General features: G+C 68.8%; 11 protein-coding genes and 1 pseudogene. 8 read left to right on the top strand and 4 right to left on the bottom strand.

From position 1 onward, the window contains the following. Positions 1 to 570: 570 nt before the first annotated feature. From V2J18_RS02130 to V2J18_RS02140, 3 genes are all read left to right on the top strand, one after another. Positions 571 to 834 (top strand): hypothetical protein, encoded by a 264-nt coding sequence (locus V2J18_RS02130; RefSeq protein ID WP_064747592.1) that lies wholly within the window; start codon positions 571 to 573, stop codon positions 832 to 834. Positions 835 to 1,679: 845 nt separating this feature from the next. Continuing rightward, positions 1,680 to 3,803 (top strand): S8 family serine peptidase, encoded by a 2,124-nt coding sequence (locus V2J18_RS02135; RefSeq protein ID WP_336130778.1) that lies wholly within the window; start codon positions 1,680 to 1,682, stop codon positions 3,801 to 3,803. Between the two features lie 364 nt (positions 3,804 to 4,167). Then, positions 4,168 to 7,077, top strand: coding sequence for a winged helix-turn-helix domain-containing protein (locus tag V2J18_RS02140; protein ID WP_336130779.1), 2,910 nt, complete (start codon positions 4,168 to 4,170; stop codon positions 7,075 to 7,077). 80 nt (positions 7,078 to 7,157) lie between these two features. Here the strand turns inward: V2J18_RS02140 and V2J18_RS02145 are convergent, their stop codons facing one another. Further along, positions 7,158 to 7,544, bottom strand: a complete 387-nt coding sequence (locus V2J18_RS02145; protein ID WP_336130780.1) for a hypothetical protein — start codon at positions 7,542 to 7,544, stop codon at positions 7,158 to 7,160. A 667-nt stretch (positions 7,545 to 8,211) separates the two neighbouring features. Between V2J18_RS02145 and V2J18_RS23120 the strand changes: the two are divergent. From V2J18_RS23120 to V2J18_RS02165, 5 genes and pseudogenes are all read left to right on the top strand, one after another. Further along, positions 8,212 to 8,691: pseudogene (locus V2J18_RS23120) on the top strand (ESPR-type extended signal peptide-containing protein); the annotation flags it as partial. Positions 8,692 to 8,844: 153 nt separating this feature from the next. Continuing rightward, positions 8,845 to 13,887, top strand: a complete 5,043-nt coding sequence (locus V2J18_RS02150; protein WP_336130781.1) for a beta strand repeat-containing protein — start codon at positions 8,845 to 8,847, stop codon at positions 13,885 to 13,887. A gap of 97 nt (positions 13,888 to 13,984) precedes the next feature. Continuing rightward, complete coding sequence (locus tag V2J18_RS02155) at positions 13,985 to 14,428, top strand: transposase (protein ID WP_336133038.1); 444 nt, start codon at positions 13,985 to 13,987, stop codon at positions 14,426 to 14,428. A 323-nt stretch (positions 14,429 to 14,751) separates the two neighbouring features. Then, positions 14,752 to 17,631, top strand: coding sequence for a winged helix-turn-helix domain-containing protein (locus V2J18_RS02160; RefSeq protein ID WP_336130782.1), 2,880 nt, complete (start codon positions 14,752 to 14,754; stop codon positions 17,629 to 17,631). A 383-nt stretch (positions 17,632 to 18,014) separates the two neighbouring features. Next, positions 18,015 to 18,350 (top strand): hypothetical protein, encoded by a 336-nt coding sequence (locus tag V2J18_RS02165; protein WP_141233542.1) that lies wholly within the window; start codon positions 18,015 to 18,017, stop codon positions 18,348 to 18,350. Between the two features lie 218 nt (positions 18,351 to 18,568). Here the strand turns inward: V2J18_RS02165 and V2J18_RS02170 are convergent, their stop codons facing one another. The 3 genes from V2J18_RS02170 to V2J18_RS02180 form a co-directional block, all read right to left on the bottom strand. Continuing rightward, the gene (locus tag V2J18_RS02170) at positions 18,569 to 19,636 is read right to left on the bottom strand and encodes a hypothetical protein (protein ID WP_336130784.1); all 1,068 of its coding nucleotides are present in this window, start codon (positions 19,634 to 19,636) and stop codon (positions 18,569 to 18,571) included. A gap of 534 nt (positions 19,637 to 20,170) precedes the next feature. Then, positions 20,171 to 20,551: a hypothetical protein gene (locus V2J18_RS02175; RefSeq protein ID WP_336130785.1), complete on the bottom strand. Its 381-nt coding sequence runs from the start codon at positions 20,549 to 20,551 to the stop codon at positions 20,171 to 20,173. A gap of 221 nt (positions 20,552 to 20,772) precedes the next feature. Continuing rightward, positions 20,773 to 22,161 (bottom strand): DUF1501 domain-containing protein, encoded by a 1,389-nt coding sequence (locus V2J18_RS02180; RefSeq protein WP_336130786.1) that lies wholly within the window; start codon positions 22,159 to 22,161, stop codon positions 20,773 to 20,775. Positions 22,162 to 22,164 lie beyond the last annotated feature (3 nt).

The raw sequence follows: 22,164 nt of genomic DNA on the forward strand, positions 1-22,164 counted from the left end.
ACGCGTAAGCCTCCGCGCCAAGCCGGCTCCGCAAGAGATGGGGCCCGGCGTCGCCTCTGCCATCTCCGGCAGGGCGATGCACGCTGCGGCACAGGTTCGCGTTTGAGAAGGCGATCTCTCGGCCTGGGAACAATCGCCGACCCTCCCGGCCCGAAGGTTCATGGCTCGGCCTTGGCATCGTCCGGTAACTGGTGGCCGAGGATCGAGAGCGCACCCCCGAGGCCGGGCGACTGCCCGGCGATGCGGGATCGTACTGAGCGGGCAATCGCGAAGGACAGGTTTCGAACGGATCGAGATACTGGAAGGATCCGGTTTCGACGCGCCGGGCCCACTCCTCAGCCCACGGGCGACTCGATCGTTTGAAGCATCCGGCCCGGAGGCATCTCGAACACGCAGCGCCGGCACGAGTGTGATGGCTTTACTTCATTTCTGAATATCATGATCCAAACTTGATGGGCGTCGCATTTTCCTCGGTAGGATGGCCATGTCGCGCTATGTCGTGCCGGTCCAGGGGCGCAGGCCGCGACAGCAACCGGAAACGCTTCCGAAGGCGGCTTCAAGCGAGGGCATATGGAACTGTTCGGCAACAACGTGGGTGCGGGCGCGTGCTGGACGGAGAGCGGGTTCGACGTCGAGCGCTGCGCCGACGCGGTGGAAGTGAAGGTCCTGCACAGCACTTTCATGGCAGGACGCGATGCGACGACTTGCGTCACTTTGATCGTGCACAGCGAGTCGATGGAGGACGGCAGGATCGCCGCGCTCCACGACGCATGCCTCGAAGCGGTCAGGCGCGCCAGCGGCGACGCGGCGGCTGCCGATGAGTCCGGGCGCTGACGCGCCGGGCAGTGCACTTGCGGCGAAGATGAGCTCCGCCGCGACCGGATGGCCGGCGTGGGTCCGGGCATGTCGGGACCCGCTCCCGGGTTCGCTCGGCGATATGGATGTTGGCGGTGGCGCTGTGCCTACACGGAGCTCTTGCTGCCGATGCAGCGCCCTTGCGTTGCGGCCCGGCATCGAACGGGCTGGACGTGTCGACGAACTCCGATCGCCGGCGCGAACGCGCCTGTCCGATGGCGCTTGCGGTCGCCGACGCGTATGTCCGCGGCAGGCAGCAAGGACGCCCCGGCGTACTCCGCGTGAGGGTCGCCGGCGCGTTCTGGCTATGCAGCGAAATCCATGACGATACGAATCCGTACGGCGAGTGCGTGATGCGCCGGAATCGGCGCGAGCGCGTCTGGGGCCGCTCCTGACGGACGTTGGCGACCGCGCGAGCGGTTCGGCCGGGATCTGCATACTTCGCTAAACATCCGATGCCGCCGTGGTCGGGCCGTCGGATGCGCGGCTGTCGCGCTCGAAGCATTCGCCCCACGAGACGCACCCCGGCGGCGATGCCGCGCGAACGGCGGCGCATGCGCAGCCCGCTCATCGCGGCTTGCCGCCAGTGGGCGCAGCCGGAGGTTCGCGATTCGTTAATCGCTGCGTCCGCGCGCGGATCGCGGCCGGTGGAAACCGATTCCAAAGAAGAAATGATGAAAAAAAGATATCTCGCACATGGTCGGTCGTGTGCGCGGCCCGTAGATCTGAGACACCGGTCGCGCGGCGTGAGTCGCCGTCAACGGAGCCGGAGCGTGCGGATCCCCCAGGGGCCGCCATTTTCATCTCTTCAGAGGGGTAGCTAGATGTCCACTGTGTCCAACAACGCCGTGCGCAAGAGCGCACTGGCGGCGGCAACGGTACTGGCGCTTTCCGCACTCTCCGCGCCTGCCTTCGCCGGGCGGGTCCACCTGAACGGCCTGGATGCGCCGCAGGGCTATGACGGATTCATCGTCAAGTACCGCAACGGCTCGGCCCAGCGGCGCGACAGCGCCGCGGTGGCGGCCGCGTTGCGCCAGAGCGTGCGGGCCAAGATCGCCGGCCGGCTGCTGGCGCTCAAGCACGTACGGCGCCTGGGCATCGGTGCGGACTTCGTGCGCGCCGAGCAGACTCTGGACCGGGTCGGCGCCGAAGCGCTGATGCGCCAGCTGGCGGCCGATCCCAACGTCGAGTCGGTGCAGGTCAACCGTCTGTGGACCCATGCGATGGAGCCCAACGACACCCGCTACGGCGAGCAGTGGCACTACTCCGGGGTCAACGGTGCGCGGGTCAATACCGCCTGGGACCGGGCAACCGGTGCCGGCACGGTGGTCGCCGTCGTCGACAGCGGCATCGCGCCGCACGCCGAGCTCGACGCCCGCAACAACTTGCTGCCGGGCTACGACTTCGTCACTGACGCCGCCCGCGCCCGCGACGGCAACGGTCGCGACAACAACCCCAACGACGAAGGCGACTGGTTCGCGACGGGCGAGTGCGGACCGCTGAGCGTCGGCCGCAACTCCAGCTGGCACGGCACCCACGTCGCGGGCACCATCGCCGCGGCCAGCAACAACGCCACCGGCGTGGCCGGCGTGGCGCACGGAGCGCGCGTCGTTCCGGTGCGGGCCCTGGCCAAGTGCGGCGGCTCTACGGTCGACATCGCCGATGCCATCGTATGGGCCGCCGGCGCCCCGGTGGACGGCGTCCCGGCCAACCAGAATCCCGCCGAGATCATCAACCTGAGCCTGGGCGGGCTGAGCGAAAACGGGTGCGATCCGTCGTACCAAGAGGCGATCGATGTCGCGGTCGCGCGCGGCGCGACCGTGGTCGTGGCCGCCGGCAATTCCAATCTCAACGTATCGCGCTTCACCCCGGCCAACTGCGCCAACGTAATCGCGGTCGCCGCCATGGACCAGAACGGAGACCGGGCCTTCTATTCCAACTATGGCGCCCTGCTCGACATCGCCGCGCCGGGCGGCGAGAACTGCAGCCCGCAGAACCGCTTCCTGGCGCTGGACCAGTCGCCGGGGGGCACCTGCGTCCGTCAGCACGATGCGCAGGGCGTGCTGTCGCTGGGCAATACCGGTGCGCAGCGTCAGGGCGCGTCCACCTACACCTTCATGAGCGGCACTTCGATGGCCGCGCCGCATGTGGCCGGGGTGGCGGCACTGATGCAGTCGGCGGTCGCCCGGCCGTTGACCCCGGCGCAGATCGAGCAGGCGCTGAAGGACTCCAGCCGCGCGATCGCAGCGGCCAATTGCCCCGGCGGCTGCGGCATCGGCTCGCTGGACGCCAACGCGGCCGTGCTCGAGGCGATCCGGATCGGCGGCGCCGCCGGCGGCGGCAACGTCGCTCCAGTGGCCAACTTCAATACCCAGGTCGCGGGCCTCACGGCAACGTTCACCGACGCCTCGGCCGATGCCGACGGCGGCATCGTGTCCCGCAGCTGGAACTTCGGCGACGGTAGCGCGGCCTCCAGCGCCACCAATCCCAGCCACGCTTACGCCGCCGCGGGCACCTACAACGTCAGCCTGACGGTCACCGACAACGCCGGCGCCACCCATACCAAGACGGCGTCGGTCACGGTCGCCGCGGCCAGCGGCGGCCCGCAGGTCTACAGCAACGCCGCCGACTACGCGATCAAGGACTTGACGACGGTGGAAAGCCCAATCGCGGTCGCCGGCCGCAACGGCAACGCGCCGACCGCAGCCAAGGTTACGGTGGCGATCGAGCACAGCTTCCGCGGCGACCTGCGGGTCGACCTGGTCGCTCCCGACGGTACCGTCTACCTGATCAAGAACTACAACAGCAACGACAGCGCCGACGACGTCCGCGGCACCGCGACCCTGAACTTGTCGAGCGAGCCCTTGAACGGCACTTGGAAGCTGCGGGTCCGCGACAACTACGTCAACGACGTCGGCAAGGTCGACAGCTGGAGCATCGAGTTCTGATCGCGGCATAGACCATTTCGTCTGAAACGAAAGGCAGCCCCGCCCGGCGGGGCTGCCTTGAGTCGTTGGGGCGCCGATATCGGTCCAGCGCCTGTCTGCGCTTTCGACTGCACCCAAAAGCCGTCCTTGCGCGCGTTGCGATGTCGCCCGTATCCATCTCCCGCAGCATCGATGTGCGCAAGCTTGCGCCGTTCCGCAAATCCCGTGCGTACATTCAGCCTGCAGTACTTGTCGGGGCCGGTCGCGCACCACATGATGTGCGCGCCGCCGCCAGCAGGCGATGCGACTTCCGAAGCCGATCGATCCCGCTTCGGCTGAGCAAGATCTCGCGACATCCGATCGCGACCGCAAGAATGGACGCCCGATGACGACGCCTTGGCCCGCCGAAGCGCGATACCTGCAGCTGGTCGATGTCACTGTGGACTTGCGCTTCCGGCGCCTGATCCTCGCCGACCGCAGCCTGGAACTGCCGCAGCGGGTGTTCGACCTGATGCTGCTGTTCCTGGGCGAGCCGCACAAACTGCATACGCGCGCGACGCTGTTCGACCGGCTCTGGGCGGGAACGGTGGTGGAAGACACCAACCTGTCGCAGAACGTCTGGCTGCTGCGCAAGGCCTTGGGCGAGGAGCGCAAGGCCTGGATCCGCACCGTGGCCAAGTCGGGCTATGTGTTCGAGCCGCCCGGGCCGATACGCTGGTTCGAGCGGTTGCCGGCCGCGTCGCCGGCCACCCGCGCGACGGCGCCGCCGGTCGTCGAGCGCGACACCGCGCCCGAAGCCGGGTTGGCGATCGATACCGCATCGCCGGTGGCGGACGCGAGCGGCGACACGCTCGCGGCCAGGGCGGCGGAGGCCGACCGATCCGGGCAGGCCGCGTTGCCGACGTCGAATCCGGAGGCGGAGCGTCCCGCGGCGCGGCCTGATCGCCGGCGTCGCTATGTCGGTTTGGCCGCCGTATTGGCGCTGATCGCCGTGGCGACGGCGTCGCTGATGGTTTGGCGGCATGCGCAGCCGCGCAATGCAGGCTCGGTGGCGCTGGTGATGGTGGAGGACGGAAGCGGCTCGTCGTGGCCGGCGAAGCTGTTGCAGCAGTGGCTGGCGTGGAAGCTGGACAGCCTGCCGGAAGCGAACGTGTTGCGCGAAGGCGATGTGGCCAGCGGAATCGGAACGGCGCCGATCGACGTGGTCTTCCTGTCCTCGGTGCGGTCCTCCGACGACCCGACGAAGTGGGAGCTGCACGCGCGGCTGATTCACGGCGGCAAGGAAGAGCGCATCAGCGCGACCGGCAACCCGGCCGACATGCCCGCGCTGGTCGATTCGCTTTCGCGCCGGATCGTCGCCCGCTTGCTGCCCGAGCGTGCCGCGCCTTGGCCGACGCTGGAGGCGAGTGCGGACGCCGCTCAGCGCTACGAGGGGTTCGCCCGCGCGCTGGACCGCCGCGACTGGATGACGGCGAGCCGGCTTGGAGCCGAGATCGTGCGGCTTGCGCCGCGTTTCGCCCTGGTGCGCTTGCAGCTCGCCGACGCCTTGAGCCAGCTCAGCCAAGCCACGGCGGCGAGAGAACAACAGCGTGTCGCTGCGCAACTGCTTCAAGGATCGCCCACCGAGGCGGTGGCATCGCTGGAGGCCCGGCAACAGGCCATGGAAATCGGCGGTGCCGGCAAAGCCCTGGTTCTCTATCAGGCCCTGGTCGACCGTTATCCGGACAAGACCGGCTATCGCCTCAAGCTGGCCGAACTGTTGATCCTGGCCGGGCAGTACGAACGCGCGCTGACTCACCTGGCGGACGCGCCCGGACGAAGCGAAGCGCTGGGCGTGCGCATCGCCAAGCGCCTGTTGCGGGCACAGGCCTACGGGCATCTCGGCGATCCGGCGCGGATGCGGGCGATGGCGCTCCAGGCGCAACAGTTGGCCCGCAGTGCGGGAGACGGTTGGGCCTCCGAGCAGGCGAGCGCCTGGATACTGCGCGGAAAGGCCGACGATTTCCAGGATCCGGAGCGCAAGTCCGCGTCCGCCTTCGAACAGGCGGCGACACTGTATCGGCTGGCCGGCGACACCACCGGCGAACTGTATGCGTCCTATCTCGCACGTACGGCCGACCCGCCCGGGCCCGCGACCGACGCCGAACTGGACGTGCTGCTGGCGCGCGCCAATGCCGGCGGCCATCGGCGGCTGGAAGTCGCCATCCTGTTGGCCAACGCGGATCAGCATTCGATTGCCGGCGATGCGGAATCGTACCGGTCGCGTCTGCTGCAGGCTTCGGCCACCGCGACCGCGGCAGGCGACCCCGTCCTGATGGGGGCGGTCAATACGCGGCTGTTGAACATCGAGATATTGACCGCGCGGTTCGACAGCGCCGACGAAATGGCACGGCGGCAGCGGCGCCTGGACCTTCGCGGCACCGCCCGCCTGTTTTCCGATCAGTTCGCCGCGGCCTTGGCCTTGATTCGCGGAGACGCCCAGCGCGCCCTGGACATCGTCGAGGCGAGCGAGCGCCTGTTGCCGCAGGCCGTGCCCGGGCAGCGCGAGTCCGAAGCGCTCGCACAGATCGCTTGCGTGCGTACCGATCTGCTGCTGTCGCTGGGACGCATGGCCGAGGCGCGCAAGGCGCTGGAGCGTTGCCGGCAAGGCGAGCGGTGGGCGGTGCAGTTTTATGCGCCGGCGGTCGGCAGCTACATGGAACTGGCGGCGGGCGATCTGCCGCGTGCGAGGGCGCTGTTGCACCAGGCGGAGGCATCGATGGCCAGGATGACCCCCGACCGCTGGCTCAATGCCATCGAGGTAGCGCGAATCGCCACCCGCCTGGGCGAGCTCGAACGTTCCGAACGGATTTATGCCGAGGTGCTTCCGGCGGTGAGTTCGGTCGGCTACACCCTGTTGACTGCGTTGGTGCTGACCGGAAAGGCGGAAAACGCAGCGGCGCGCGGCGACTGGGAGAACAGTCGCCGCTTCGCGAGCGAAGCGCGGCAGGCCATCCCGGACAATGCGTGGGGCATCGTCAGCCGGCTGGATCTGTTGGCCGCGATCGATGCCCGGCAACGCGGCGATGCGGTCGCCGCCAGCGCTCTGGCCGGCCGGTTGCACCGGCGCGCACGCGAACTGGGCGACGTGGTCGCCGAGCTCGAGTCGCACCCCTTGTTCGAACCCGACGCGCTGGACGGCGATTGCGGCCTGGCCGAGCGCGAATCCCTGGTCGCCCGCACCGGCATGCGTGGGGTGCGCCTGGACTGGCTGCTGGGGACGGGCGACGCCCCGCGCGCTGCCGTGGTGCGCTGAAACCAGCGCGGCCCTTTATCGGGGCCAATCCGACATTCGCCGAACGTACGAGTTCCATCCGGGGGCGGCCCGCGGCCGGCTCAGGCCGGGTGCGCGCCGCGCGTTTCGTACAGGTTCGCGGTCAACAACGACAACAGTTCCTCGGTGCGCGCGGCGGCGTACATTTCGAACGCGGTGCGGTAATAGAACTGCGGCAGCGGGTAGTTCATGAACCAGTACACCATCTGCTCCGGGCTCTCGTGGTTGGCCCGCGCCGCCGAGAATATCCGCGCCAGATTGCGCAGGCAGCGCTGCATCTTCGCGGTGCTTTGATTATCGCGAATGATGACGTTGCCATTGGGGTTGGATATCGCGGTCAAATCCTTGGCGCGGATGCCCAGGACGTTGATTACCCGTTTGGGCGAGATATGCGGGGTCCCTGGGTCGCGCAAGGACGTCATAAAGGTTTCGAATTCGCTCTCGGTCATGACGGTCTCGTCGGGTTCGTGGAGGCGCTCGCGCCGGGTCGGCGCATGAACGGCGCAACCGGGACTTCGGCCCCGGCGGACGGGGGGTGAAGCGGCCTGGGCCCGACCTTTGTTGGGCCGGCGCTGCGATCCCGCGCGCGACGTTTCGGACGCATCCGATTGCGCGCTTCTGCCGCCCCGAATGCTTGCGGCTGAGGATCTTTTTTTTCTCATTTCGCCGAAAAAAGTGTTCTGCGTCTCGTTTTATGGGCGCGATCGGGCTCTCTCGACTGTGCCATAAATCATTGAATTAAAAGCCGAGAAGGCCTGTGGCTGCGGGGTGGCAGCGCTCCGCGGAGGCCGGGTGCCGGAACGGCCCCGGCGCGGCAAAGAAATCACAAAAGATTGATATCTCCTCGCAAGCCCAATGTGCCGCGTGTCCCTAGTCTGGTCGCCATAGGGACAGCAGCACCGCCGATCGGCTGACCGCCGCCGCGATTCGATCGCAGGTTTTCGATTCGGGCAACGTGCAGTTCGGTTCGACCTCTCGAACGAGTCGGCTTTCAAAACCCTCCATCACACGGTTCGCCCTTCAGGGGGCGTTTCAACCGCGGGCGAATATCGGTCCGGGATCGGTATTCATGTTTTTGAAAATCGATTCGCCGGGACGGCGAGAGGAAAAGAACCGATGAACTTCATTTACTGCAAGGTGTGGAGCAAGCGCCTGGGGACCTGGGTGGTGGCTTCTGAATTGGCGAAAGCGGGCAAGAAGTGCGTGCGCCGTACTTTAACCGCCTCGGTAGCGATACTCGCCCTGCAAGGAGCAACGGCAGAGGCTTCGATTTTGGCTCCTAATCCGTGTAGCACTGCCGGCACATGGGGCCCCTCGACGCCGGGTCGGGATCCGGGCTACACCGATCAAAATCCCATCGTTAATGGCAGCGGAGAGTACTCGATAGTCACCGGCTGCAACGCTGACGGGGGCGGCTTCAATGCGGTATCCCTGTTTGGGTCAGGCTCGAAAGTTACTGGCCATGGCGGAAGTGTCTTCGGATTTCAGGCGAAGGCCGGCCAATGGGGAACGGCGCTGGGGATCGATAGTGAGGCATCGGGGCTGGGGTCTACGGCAGCGGGTTTCGGCAGCTTCGCGACGGGTTCCAATGCCGTAGCAATCGGTGGTGCAGTCACAAGCACTTCCGGAGCGCAGACCGCCGCAAACGCAGTTCGAGCGGAAGGGTCAGGCTCGGTAGCGATCGGCGCCAACGCCACACGCGGTGCCCAATCCAAAGCGATATTGAGTATCGCCATTGGCGGCCAGGCGATGACGACCGCCACAGCCGACGGAGGCGTGGCCATCGGCAACAACTCCGAGAGCAGTGCTGTTGGCGCTGTCGCTATCGGTGGCAGCAACAGCGGCACGACCGCTGGCGCTCGTTCTGCCGGCACCAACGCCATCGCCCTCGGCGTCCAATCCTCGGTCGTTGCCGGCGCCACCTCTGGCATCGCCATCGGCCGCGGCGCGACCGTCAACGGCGAACACGGCGTCGCCCAGGGCGACGGCGCCGTCAGCGGCGCCATCGGCCGCAACGTGGCCATCGGCTCGGCGTCCAATGCCAATGGCGGCACGGCGGCGGGTGGCGCAGTCGCGATCGGCCGTCAGCAGACCGCCAGCGGCAACGGCGCGGTCGCCATCGGCGACCCCAACACCGCCACCGGGACCGGCGCGGTCGCCGTAGGTGCGGACAACACCGCCAACGGGCAGGGCGCGGTGGCGCTCGGCAACGCCAACAGCGCATCGGGCCAGGGCGCGGTGGCGCTCGGCAACGTCAGCTCGGCCGGCGCTGCGGGCGCTGTGGCCCTCGGCGACGGCGCATCGGCCAACATCGCGCGCAGCGTCGCGCTGGGCAGCGGTTCGGCGACCGCCGCCGCGGTCGGCACCGCCAACACCGTCATTCGCGGCACCACCTACAACTTCGCCGGCACCGCGCCGGCCAGCACCGTCAGCGTGGGAACGGCGGGCAGCGAACGTACCGTCACCAACGTCGCCGCCGGCCGCCTCAGCGCCACCAGCACCGACGCCGTCAACGGCAGCCAGCTGTTCGCCACCAATCAGGCGGTGCAGGCGGCGGGCGCCGGTTTCGCCGTCACCGCGCAGGGCGCCAACAGCAGCAATGTCGACCCGAGCGAATCGGTCGATCTTCGCAACGGCGACGGCAATATCGTCGTCAGCAAGACCGCGGCCGACAACAACGTCAACTTCGACCTGGCCGACGACATCACCGTCACCAGCGTCACCGCCGGCAACAGCCGTCTCGACAACAACGGCCTGACCATCACCGGCGGCCCGAGCGTGACCGCCACGGGCATCAATGCCGGTAGCCGGGTGATCACCAACGTCGCCGCAGGCGTCGCCGGGACCGACGCGGTCAACAAGAGCCAGCTCGATGCGGTCGGCGCGACCGCGAGCGCAGGCTTCAGCGTCACCGCGCAGGGCGCCAACGGCACCAACGTGGCCCCGGGCGAGACCGTGGACCTGAAGAACACCGACGGCAACATCGCGGTCAGCAAGACCGGCGCCGACGACAGCGTCAACTTCGACCTGGCCGACGACATCACCGTCACCAGCGTCACCGCCGGCAACAGCCGCCTCGACAACAACGGCCTGGTGATCACCGGCGGCCCGAGCGTGACCGCCACGGGCATCAATGCCGGTAACCGGGTGATCACCAACGTCGCCGCGGGCGTCGCCGGTACCGATGCGGTCAACAAGAGCCAGCTCGATGCGGTGGCCGGCGGAGCGACGACGCAAGGCTTGAACTTCACCGGCAACGACAATGCGGCCGGCGACGTGCATCGCGATCTGGGCCAGACCTTGTCCATCCGTGGAGATGCCGCCACGACCGGCAGCTACAGCGGCGCCAACCTCAAGACCGTGACCGACCCGGCCACCGGCGCGATCCAGCTGCAGCTAGCCGAGTCGCCGAAGTTCGGCAGCGTGATCGTCAACGATGGCGGCAGCGGCAAGATCAGCGGCGTGACCGCCGCCGACCTTAGCGCAGCCAGCACTGAGGCGGTCAACGGCTCGCAGCTGTTCCAGACCAATCAGGACGTGGCCGCGCTCGGCACTCGCGTGACCGCGAACGAGGCCGACATCGCCGCGCTCAATGCCGTGGTGGGACCGACCGACCAGGCTTACCAGAACGCCAACGGCCACGGCGTACGCTATGTGCGCACCAACGATACCGGCTTGCCGGAGTCCGACGCCTTTGCGACGGGCGCCAACTCGACCGCGATCGGCTACAACGCCCAGGCCTCGGCCGAAGAAACCCTTGCCGTCGGCGAAAACTCGGTGGCTAGCCAGCTCAGTGCCATGGCCGTCGGCTCGGGTGCGCAGGCGACAGGCGAGTACGCCATCGCCTTCGGCGATAACGCCCGGGCCAGCGGCCAGCACTCGCTGTCGGTCGGCGATGAGTCGCAGGCCACCGCTGCGCATGCGATGGCCGTGGGCACGGCGGCTACTGCGTCCGGCGCTCTGGCTACGACAGTGGGCACGTTCTCGGAGGCGAGCGGTTTCCGATCGACGGCGCTCGGCAACGAAGCCGCGGCGACCGCGAGTTCGGCGACCGCCATCGGTATGAACAGCCGGGCCAGCCATGCCGGCAGCGTCGCGCTCGGCGCCGATTCGGTGGCCGACGGCGCCACGCTCGGCAACGCGGCCTACGTGCCGCCGGCCTCGACGTACGCGGTAGCGGGCACGACTCCGGCCGGCGAGGTGTCGGTCGGCGGCGCAAGCAGCAAGCGTCGTTTGACCAACGTCGCCGCGGGCGCGGACGACACCGATGCGGCCAACATCAGCCAGCTCAAGGCGGTGGACAGCAAGATCACCGCGCTGGGCCAGGACTCGCTGCTGTGGGACCCGGCCGCCAACGGCGGCGCGGGCGCCTATAACGCCAATCATGGCGGCACGGGCCCGAACAAGATCGTCAACGTCGCCCCGGCCGATCTCAGCGCGACCAGCGCCGATGCGGTCAACGGCTCGCAGTTGTTCCAAACCAACCAGAACGTGGCCGCGTTGGACGGCCGCATGACCACCGCCGAGGGCAACATCACCAACCTCGACAACCGCGTGACCAACGTGGAAGGCCAGATGTCGTCGCTGGGCCAGGACGCGCTGAAGTGGGATCCGGCCGCGAACGGCGGTGCCGGCGCCTATAACGCCAACCACGGCGGCAGCGGCCCGAACAAGATCGTCAACGTGGCGCCGGCCGACCTGAGCGCGGCCAGCACCGACGCAGTCAACGGCTCGCAGCTGTTCCAGACCAACCAGAACGTGGCGGCGCTGGACGGCCGCATGACCGCCGCCGAAGGCGACATCGCCAACCTCGACAACCGCGTCACCACCAACGAGGGCGCGATCACCAACCTGGACAACCGCGTCACCACCAACGAAGGCGACATCACCAACCTCAAGAACCAGATCGGCCCGACCGATCCGGCCTACCTGCAGCAGAACGGCCGCGGCACGCGCTATGCGCGCACCAACGACACCGGCCTGCCCGAGGACGATGCGCACGCGCAGGCCGCCGGTTCGACCGCGCTGGGCTATAACGCGGTCAGCTCGGCCGCGGACGCAGTCGCGATCGGCCGCAACGCGCAGACCAGCCATGCCGGCAGCGTCGCGCTCGGCGCCGGTTCGGTCGCCAACGGCAGCACCCTCGGCAATGCGGCGTATCTGGTCGGCGGCGCCGCCACCGGCGAAGTCAACGTCGGCAACCGTCGCGTGACCGGTGTGGCCGCGGGCGCGGAGGACAGCGATGCGGTCAACGTCGCCCAGCTCAAGGCGGTCTCGACCAGCGCCGCTCAGGCCGAGCAACGCGCGGTGAAGTACGACTGGACCGACAGCAACGGCAACGGCCAGATCGACCCGGGCGAAGTCGACTTCAGCAAGGCGACCCTGGCCGGCCCGGCCAGCAGCGACGGCGGCGTCACCGGCGGCACCCGACTGAGCAATGTCGCCCAGGGCGCGGTTTCGGCGACTTCGACCGACGCGGTCAACGGCGCCCAGCTCTACGCCGTCGCCGGCCAGAACGATGCGACCTACATCAGCCGGAACGGCCGCGGCCTGCGCTATGCGCGCAGCAACGACACCGGCCTGGCCGAGGCGGATGCGCACGCTCAGGCCGTCGGGTCGAGCGCGGTCGGCTACAACGCCACCGCTTCGGCCGGGAATGCCGTGGCCGTCGGCCGCGATTCGGTCGCCGGGCACGCCAACTCGGTCGCGCTCGGTGCCGGTTCGGCGACTACGGTCGGCGCGCAGAGCGGCTACAACGGGGCCTATGTCGGCGCCAGCAACTCCACCGGCCAGGTCCATGTCGGCGGCCGTACCGTCGGCGGCGTGGCCGCGGGCACGGCGGCGGACGATGCGGTCAATGTGGCGCAGCTGCAGGCCGGCGTCAGCGATGCGGTCAGCCAGGCCAACAGCTACACCGACGCCCGCGTCAACCAGGTGGCCGGCACGGTCGCCCAGTACGACAACCGCATCGGCGCGGTCGAAGGCGACGTCGCCGACGTCAAGAACGGTTCGGCCGGCCTGTTCCGGGTCAGCCAGGACAACACGGCGGCGCCGACCGCCAGCGGCGCCAATGCGTCGGCCGGCGGCGCGGGTGCGGTGGCCTCGGGCAACGCCAGCACCGCGCTCGGCAGCGGTGCCGCCGCTTCGGCGAACAACGCTGTCGCCCTGGGGGCCGGTTCGGTGGCGAACCAGGACAACACCGTGTCCGTCGGTTCGGTGGGCGGCGAACGGCGGGTGACCAACGTCGCTGCCGGCGTGGCCGATACCGACGCGGTCAACGTCTCGCAGTTGAAGGGTTTCACCACCGGCGGGATCCAGTACGACAAGAACGCCGACGGCAGCAACAACACCAACAGCCTGACCTTCAATCCGAACGGTAGCGGCCAGACCACCTTGCGCAACGTCGCCGCCGGCACCGCGCCGACCGACGCGGCCAACGTCGGCCAGGTGCAGGCCGGAGTCAGGGACGCGGTGGTCCAAGCCAACAGCTACACCGACAACCAGGTCGCCACGGTCCGCAACGACGTGTGGAAGCTCAACGGCGACGTCCGCCGCCTGGAGCGCGACATGCATGCCGGCATCGCCACGGCGATCGCGATCAAGCCGGCGCCGTATGTGGCCGGTCGCACGACGTACTACGCCGGCTTCGGCGCCTACAAGAGCGAGGCCGCGTTCGGCGTGAGCCTGCGGCATACCGCCGACAGCGGGCGCTGGAGCGTGGAAGGCGGCGCGTCGAGCAACAGCGACGGCATCGGCGCCTACATCGGCATCAGCGGCGTGCTCGGCGACTGAGGCGCCGCGCGGCGGCCGGCCGGCGTGCGCGCGAGCGCCGGCCGGTCGCCGCTTCGATGCCGGTCGATACCATGCAAGGGAGTAATCCGACGTGACCATGCCGTCCGATCCGATCAAGCCGCGGCCGTTCCAGCTCGACGACCAGCAGTGGCGAATCGTGGCTTCGTATCTTCCGCGTCAATACCAGGCGCGGATCCTCAACAACACCGGCGACTACCGCGCCTTCATCGAGGCGGTGTTGTGGGTGGTGCACAACAACGCTCCCTGGACCAGCATTCCGGGCGGGTTCGGTTCCTGGCGGGCGGTTTACGTACGCTTCCTGCGCTGGGTCAAGGACGAGCACTGGATCGCGGTGGAGCGCGCCCTGGGGCTGGATAGCCCGCTCGCGCGCGGGTTGCGCGAACGCGTGGAGCGCTATCGGGCCAACAATCTCTGGCGGCGCAGGCGCGGAGGCGTGGCGTCCCATGAGCGCGAACCGGGCGACGCCGGCGAGCTGGATGTCGAGATCGCCAAGCGCTGGGGCCTGCTGTCGACGGGCTGATCGTCGCCGGCCGGCGCCCTTCTGTTCGGGTTCGACGCCGTGCCCCTGCGACGTGTTCCGATCGCGTTCGGCGCTCTCCTCCCAAGGCCGAACGCGCTCGTTTTCGTCGGACCGGTCACGGTCGTCCGGTCCGGCGCTCTTTTCGCTCGCCGCTCGCCGAGAATCGCTTGCCTGGACTCAGATGCGGACGCATGATGGCGCCGCCAGCCCGGCTGGCGGGCGGTCGGTGAGGAAACGAGAGGCAAGGTCGAATCGCGCCGCAGTGCGGAGTTCCCGACTGCGCCGGCCGTGCCCCTTGCTGCCGCGCCAGCAAGGTGAATTCGATGACCACACCGTGGCCTGCCGATGCCTGTTATCTGCAGCAGGACGACTTGATCGTCGACCTGCGATACCGGCGTCTGATCGGCCCCGATCAGAGCGTGGAAGTGCCACAGCGGGTGTTCGACCTGTTCCTGCTGTTTCTCAGCGAGCCGCACAAGCTGCACAGTCGCTCCGGACTGTTCGAGCGGCTGTGGTCCGGCACGATAGTGGAAGACACCAATCTGTCGCAGAACGTCTGGCTGCTGCGCAAGGCCTTGGGCGAGTCGCGCAAGAACTGGATCCGCACGGTCGCCAAGAGCGGTTACGTGTTCGAGCCGCCCGGGCCGCTGCGCTGGTTCCAGCAGCTGCCGCCGGCGGCGGGCGTCGCCGCCGCTGCGGGCGAGGCCGCGTCCGTCGTTGCGGAACGGGCCGACGCGCCGCAGATTCTGCTGGAGAGCGCCGATGTGCAGGCGGTCCCGGCGGTGATTGCACGCGAACCGACCGCGCCCGACCGGATCGTGTTGCACGAATCCGTACAGTCGGATTCGACGCCTTCGGCTTCGGCACGGTCGCTGAAACGCCGTTACCGGTGGGGGGCGGGCGCCGCCGGGCTGGCTCTGCTTTGCGTCGTCGCCGCACTGCTGCTGGGGCGGCCCTGGCAGGGAGCGGCGGGCCGCGCGGAGCGATCGATGGCGGTGGTGGCGATGCGCGACCCGAGTGCGGCGACGCCGTGGGCGGCTACGTTGCTCGAGCAATGGCTGTCGTGGAAGCTGGACAGCCTGCCCGAAGTGAACCTGTTAACCGAAAGCGATCTGGCGGCCGGCGGTGGGCCTGCGTCGGTCGACGTGGTTTTCCTGTCGTCGGAGCGGATGCCGGACGAAGCCGGCCGGATCGCCGTCTATGCGCGGGTGTTGCAGGACGGCAAGGAGCGGCGTTTCGAGGTCGAGGGCGATCGGTCCGAAGTTCCGGCGCTGGTCGATTCGCTGTCGCGCCAAGTCATGGCCCGGCTGGTGCCGGAACACAAGCAGCCCTGGCCGGTGTTGCAACTCAGTGCGCAGGCGGCCGAGCGCTACGCCCGGATGGCGGAGGCGCGTCGCCAGCGGGACTGGATGGCAGTGGCGAAAAACGGGGCGGAGGTCGTCGAGATGGCGCCGCGCTTCGGTCTGGCGCGCTTGCAGCTCGCCGAAGCGCAGGCCGAGTTGTACAACTCGGCGGCGGCGAACGAACAGATGCAGGCGGCGGTGCGGTTGTTGGCGCCGGTGCCGGCCGACGTTGCGGCGCAACTGCAGGCGCAACGCCTCGCCATCGATCCGTTCAGCGAGAGGAACGCGCTGGAAGCCTATTCGGCGCTGGTCGAACGGTATCCGCGCAAGACGGCCTATCAACTGGAGCATATCGGCCTGCTGCTCTCGGCAGGCCGGCCGAAGGACGCGCAGGTGCGGTTGGCGGCGATGCCCAATGTCCGTGAGCCGGTCAGCGTGCGGATCGCCAAGGATCAACTCCGCGCCGATGCTTACCGAATGATGGGCGAGCTGGACCGGTCGAGAGCGGTGGCCACCGCGGCGGAGAAGATCACCCGCGACCTGGGCCCCGGTTGGACGCTGGAGCGTGCGGACACCCTGTTGACCCTGGCGATCGCCGATACGTATCAGCATCCCGAACGCGGCGCGTCGCCGTGGTACTCGAAAGCGGCCGAACTCTACGACCAGGCGGGCAATTCGACCCGGGCCCTGCATTCGCGGTTCCTTGCGCAAATGACCGCGTTGCCCCAACCGGGCAGCGACGCCGGCATGGACGAACTGCTGGCGCGGGCGCGCGCGGGCGGCTACCGCCGGTTGGAGCTCATCGCGCTGATGGCCAGCGCGACCCGGGCCTCCGGCAGGGGCGACGTAGTCACTCATCGGGCCAGGCTGCAGCAGGCCTATGCCGTGGCCGAGGCCGCCGGCGACGTGCATTCGATGCGCCAGATCAGCGTCATACTGCTGAGCGGATTGATCCAGTCGGGCCGGTTCGCCGAAGCCGATGCCAGCATCGCCCGGCTGCGCGACGCGGACCTGCAGACCGGCGCCGTGTACCTGTACGGACAGCATGTCGCGAGGCTGGCCTCTCTGCGCGGGCGCTACCGGGAGGCGTTATCCGCGCTGGACGATGCGGAGAAGCTGCAGTCGGACGCGGCGGGACCGGCGGACACGGGCATGCGGGCGAGCCTGAGCTGCATCCGAGCCGATGTCCTGCTCTCGTTGGGGCGCCTGCCGGAGGCGCGGCAAAGCCTGGCGCGCTGCGCGAAAGCCAATTACCGCTTCGCCGGGGCGACCGCGACGCTCGGCGAAAGCCGCCTGGAATGGCTCTCCGGCGATCGCACACGCGCCGTCGCCTTGCTGGATGAGGCGCAGAAGGCTCCGGTCATGGGCGCTATAGGCAAGTGGACGCACCTGATCGGCATCGCCGAGATCGCGACGCGCCTGGGCGACGGCGACCGCGCTGAGCGCATTTACGCGCAACTGCGGCCTCAGTTGCAGCCGACCGGGTACGCGGTGTTGATCGCGGCGGCGCGCGTCGGCCAGGCCGAAAGCGCAGCGACGCGCGGCGATTGGGCGCAAAGCCGGGTGCACGCCGCGGAGGCGCACCAGCTGATCCCTGGCGACGCCTGGTCGCTGCGCAGTCGTTTGGATCTGCTCGAGGCCTGGGACGCACGCGAACGCGGCGACCTGGCCGGGGCCGCGGTCGCCGCCGCCAAGCTGCACCAGCAGGCCCGGCGTTTTGGCGACGTGGCGACGGAACTGCAAGTCCACCGCCTGCTGCCGGCCGGCGCCATACAAAACGACTGCGACGCCGCGCAGCGCGAAGCCCTGGTCGCGCGTACCGGCATGCGCGGTGCCGGCGCCGGGTGGCTGGACCCGTAGTCGCACCGCAAGCTCCGCCGGCTTCGGCCGATTCGGCCCTCTTTCCCCCTGCCCCCTGCGGCCGGTGCGGCGACGGGCGATCGCCGGGGCTCCCCGGCAGGGACCGGCGATGCAAGCGTGACAGTGTTGCGCAGCGTTCAATGCCCGGCCGCTATCGTTGGCGGCGTCCGCGGTCGAAGCCGATCTTCGATTTTCCCATCGCCCGAGGGCGCCGCGGATCGAGACGCGCGATGCCCTGTGTCCTTGCGTCGCAGGCATGAAGACGAAGCGGCGACTCGCAGCCGACCGGGCATCGCACCGCAGGCGGTCTTCAAGGCGCGCGCGATGCGGGCCGGGCGGCTGGGGCGGACTGGCGATCGATAAGAATACGGGCACTCGAGACGATGAAAATTCCAGGCGAGCGCCACAAAGGCATGGGCGCCGTGTTGGCATGGGCGCTCCATTGCGGCGTGGTGGGGGCCGGCGACCATTGTGCGAACGCAGACAGTCCGCAGCCGTTGTGGTTCACGGCTTTGGGCTGGGTGGTTCTCGGCGTGTCCGGCGCGATGGGCGCCTGGATGCTCGAGATCGCGGAGAAGCTCGGCAGCGACAAGAGCGTTCGGTCGCATGCGCTGTACACCGTGCTCGGCTTCCTGGCGATGCTGGGTTGCTGGACGGTGGGGTTGGTGGTTTTCGCCATCGAGTTCGCTTTTCCGTGCTCAGCCATTTTTCCGTCTTGATTTGCGATGGCGGCCGGTTGCGGCCGACCAGGTTCGCGACAGACGCAGATCGATCCGGAACGGTTCCGCATCGACGATGGCGATGAGCGTGATTCGGTGGGCGCTGCATTCAGCGCCGGCGACGCGGCTATCGGGAACTTAACGGCCGAGGCAGATGCTCGTGCACGGCGAAGGGCCGGTCGCTGGCGCGGTCGCCGTTTCGACCGAGCAAGGGGCGTTCATTTCGCGCACGCGGACAGCTCGCGGTCGGCATAGGCGATGGCGCGCCGGGACTCGTCGTAGGCCGTCTGCGCGGCGCGCCGCGACTTGTCCCGTTCTGCGGCCGATCCGGCGGCGTAGGCGAGTGCGAATTCGATGTTCTCCAGATCGATGGCATGCTTATGCAGCGGTTTCAACCTAAGGTCGACGACCGCTTTGCCGCAACCCGCATAGATCCGGTGGATCGCCGCCTTCGCCTCGCGAACGCGCCTGCTGGCTTCGCCGTCGAAGCCTGGGATGGGCTCGTCGGAGATCGATACCGTCTTGTAGGCTTCCTCGCTGCTCAAGTCGGACGGGTTCTCGTGCAAATGGGGTTTGAACGGCGCCTGCGGCGGGGGCCGAGCGATGGCTTGCTGGATGTCTTCGCCGTACAGAACGTCTGCGGTCCGTCGCGAGGCGGCGCCGATGCGCTTCGCCAAAGCGCCGCCGGCTTCGCTCTGCTGCCAGTACTTGTCGAATCGCGCCGGACGATAGTCCATCGGGTCGTCGTGGGAACGCAGCTTTTCCGTGTAACGGCGAGCGCGATCGTCCGGGTCGCCGGGACTGCGAGGGGCCGGCTTGAGCGGATCTATCGCCGTCCCGGCGGGGAGGATGACTCGGCCGTCGCCTTTGTAAAGGCGGTGTTGCCCGATGTCGGAGAACGCAGACGCCGCATTGCGGCTCGGCATGCGCGCGCCGCCGCCGCTTTCCGGCGAACGGTCGGCCCTTGCCGGGACGATCGGCACCCGATGCGCGCTGGGCCGACCAGAACTGCGCGGCGGCGAGACCGGAGCGCGTGGGGCGTATGGCGCGCGACCCGCGGGCGTCGATTCGGCGACATAGGGGGATTGGATCAAGACCAGCAGCAGTTCCGGCGATCGCGGGGCAACGGTGGTTGGGCGGAAAAGCAGCCAGCCGATGAGCGCCGATGTCGCAACCGCGATCAGCGCCGCAGCGGCCCGCCCCAAAACGGCCGGCACGATTTCCGAGGTGCCCGGCCGGCCTGCGGCGGGGGCGGGGTTGGGCAGCGCAACGTTGGAACCGGTCATCGAGCCTGTTTCGAGCGGGAAAACCATGGGAGTGCAGGCAGGAGCGGACAGCGGCGACTGCGAGCGCACGGCGTTGGATCTTCTTGGCCGGGTGTCCGGGCGCGCGCCTGGCCGCAGCGTGGAGCGCTGTCCGCGGCGACAGGGGCAGGTCGAATCGCAGGAACCCGGTCCGCCACGGTTCGTCGACGATCGGCGCACCGCCGGGACCCCGCGCGGTCCAGCGTGCAGGATTCGGGCGGCGATGCCGTGTTCTGCAACCCTCCGACGCCGAGCGGATTGTCGGCGTAGCGGGATCAACCCTGGCCCAACGCAGTCACACACGCCAACGGCCGAGGCCACGATCGGCGGCGCGCGGTGAACGCCGGTTCATACGGTGAGGCAGGCGATGCGTGCCGGGGCGAGTACGGGCGGGCCGTGATGCAGGCGTAGCCATCGTCCGTGCCGACTGGAGCAGCGACACTCCGGGATGGTCGCGAAATCGGCAGGCGTGCGCCGCGTCTTGCGACGGCGGCGGTGCGCGTATCGTCGGCGGGTTCAGCGCCGCGGCGCGAACCAGCGCTTGCCGGACGTCGCGAACAACAGGTACAGGCCGACGGCGTGCAACAGCAGTTGCACGATGACGGAGCCGGTGCCGATGTAGGAACCGGTCAGCCCCCTTGCGAGCGCGTAGACGGTGAACGGCAGCGAGAGCAGGGTCAGCACCAGATAGGCGATGCGGGCCCAGTTGCGTCCGATCGATATGAACTCGATCAGGAATACCGTCACCAAGGCCGCGATCGAGACGGTCAGGACCAGGCTGACGGGCGGACGCAGCGTGGGCCCGAGCTCGATGAAGGGCTTGACCAGGGACAGCGCCAGCGACAGATAGAACAAGCCGACAGCGATGCGTACTTGAACGGGCTTTCGATTCTGCACGCTGTCGTCCTTGATCGGCTGGCTGGGCTGGCGCTTGCGCGGGCGGTCGTATGCGACCCGTGCTGCGCACGAGCCTAGGCGCGCGAGCCGCGGTCCTCAAGGTGTTTGGGCCGAATCGAAGGAATCGGGCGGCGAAACGATCCGACCGGGCCGGAGGGACCGATTCCCGCCGCGTTGCCGGCCCCTCGCGGCCGTCGGGCGGACCGCGAGGGGCGCAGCGCTCAGCCCAGGAAGCCGAGGTCGCGCGTGGGGAAGTTGCGCAGGTTCGGCAGGATCGCGTCGAGGTCGCCTTCCTCCACGCCGAACCAGCGCGCCAGGGTGGCGGCGTACTGATCGACCGAGGTGGTCGGAATGATCCGGCCCTGGCCGCCGTCGTCGGGGCCGTCGACGCTGAGATCCGGCATGCGCCCGTAGTAGCGGCCGCCGCGCACGGCGCCGCCGACGACGAAATGGTGCGAGCCCCAGCCGTGATCGGAGCCGTCGCCGTTGGAGGACAGCGTGCGGCCGAAGTCCGAACCGGTGAACGCGGTGACGCCGCGGTCGATGCCGAGTTCGACGGTGGCGTCGTAGAACGCGGTCATCGCCTGCGACAGCGTGCTGAGCAGGAGCGGATGTTCCAGCAACTGGTCGTCGTGCGTATCGAAACCGCCCAAAGAGACGCTGTAGATCTGTCGGCGATGGCCCAGCGCGTTGCGAGCGGCGATCGCGTGGGCGACCATCCGCAGCGCGCCGCCCAGGCCGGTGGCCGGGAACGGCGTGCTCGGCGGCGCCACGCTGGCCAGGGCTTCGGCCACCGACTGGCCGACGTCGCGGGCGCGCCGGTACGAGCCGGCGTAGCTGCGCTCCATCGCGTGCGCCTGCAGGTCCGGCGCGACCAGTTCCTGCATGGCCTGGCGCACCTCGGCATCGGTCGGGTTCATCGGCATGGGGCCGGTCTGGTGCAGCACGTACTGGTCCAGTTCGGCGGCGCGCGCCCAGGTCGCGGCGGCATTGATCGAGATCAGCATCGGAACCGCGGCGCCGCTGTCGAGCGGGGTCATCAGATCGGCGATGTGGCCGCCCCAGCCGAGCCGGCGGCTGTCGTCGTCGCGCGAGATCTGCCAGTACTGGGCCTGGTCGAAGTGGGAGAACAGTTGCGGCGGCAACGGGACGCGGTTGCCCAGGTAAGCGTCCTTGTCGGTCGGCCGGATCAGGGTGCCGACATTGCCCAGCACCGCGGCGGCGCCGTTGCCGAACAGGCGCTGCAAGCCGGTGGTGCCGAGGGCGTCGTCGTCGCTCAGCGCCGACTGCAGGCCGTAGCGCGCGCCGTCGGAGGCGCCGCCGCCCGGCAACGGCTGCAACGGCAGCAAGGCCGAGGCGGGCAGCGCCAGCGTGGCGCGCGCCGCGGCGTAGCGCTCGTAATGGGCGCCTTCCAACGGCACCACGGTGTTGAAGCCGTCGTTGCCGCCGTTGAGGAACACCATCACCAGCGCTTTATAGTCGTCGAAGCGGCCGGGGCCGTAACGATGGACCGCCGCGCCGAGACGGCTCAGGCCCGACGGGACCGCGTAGGCGGCGGCGCCGCCGGCGGCGGCCAGCAGCGACTGACCGAGGAATGTGCGTCTATCCATGGC

This window comes from Lysobacter firmicutimachus (genome assembly GCF_037027445.1).
Classification (GTDB): Bacteria; Pseudomonadota; Gammaproteobacteria; order Xanthomonadales; family Xanthomonadaceae; genus Lysobacter; species Lysobacter firmicutimachus.

Bases quoted from the DNA above. Each gene is read 5' to 3' on its own strand.
- V2J18_RS02130 (WP_064747592.1), top strand. From the start codon at position 571: ATGGAACTGTTCGGCAACAACGTGGGTGCGGGCGCGTGCTGGACGGAG.
- V2J18_RS02135 (WP_336130778.1), top strand. From the start codon at position 1,680: ATGTCCACTGTGTCCAACAACGCCGTGCGCAAGAGCGCACTGGCGGCG.
- V2J18_RS02140 (WP_336130779.1), top strand. From the start codon at position 4,168: ATGACGACGCCTTGGCCCGCCGAAGCGCGATACCTGCAGCTGGTCGAT.
- V2J18_RS02145 (WP_336130780.1), bottom strand. From the start codon at position 7,544: ATGACCGAGAGCGAATTCGAAACCTTTATGACGTCCTTGCGCGACCCA.
- V2J18_RS02150 (WP_336130781.1), top strand. From the start codon at position 8,845: ATGACGACCGCCACAGCCGACGGAGGCGTGGCCATCGGCAACAACTCC.
- V2J18_RS02155 (WP_336133038.1), top strand. From the start codon at position 13,985: ATGCCGTCCGATCCGATCAAGCCGCGGCCGTTCCAGCTCGACGACCAG.
- V2J18_RS02160 (WP_336130782.1), top strand. From the start codon at position 14,752: ATGACCACACCGTGGCCTGCCGATGCCTGTTATCTGCAGCAGGACGAC.
- V2J18_RS02165 (WP_141233542.1), top strand. From the start codon at position 18,015: ATGAAAATTCCAGGCGAGCGCCACAAAGGCATGGGCGCCGTGTTGGCA.
- V2J18_RS02170 (WP_336130784.1), bottom strand. From the start codon at position 19,636: ATGACCGGTTCCAACGTTGCGCTGCCCAACCCCGCCCCCGCCGCAGGC.
- V2J18_RS02180 (WP_336130786.1), bottom strand. From the start codon at position 22,161: ATGGATAGACGCACATTCCTCGGTCAGTCGCTGCTGGCCGCCGCCGGC.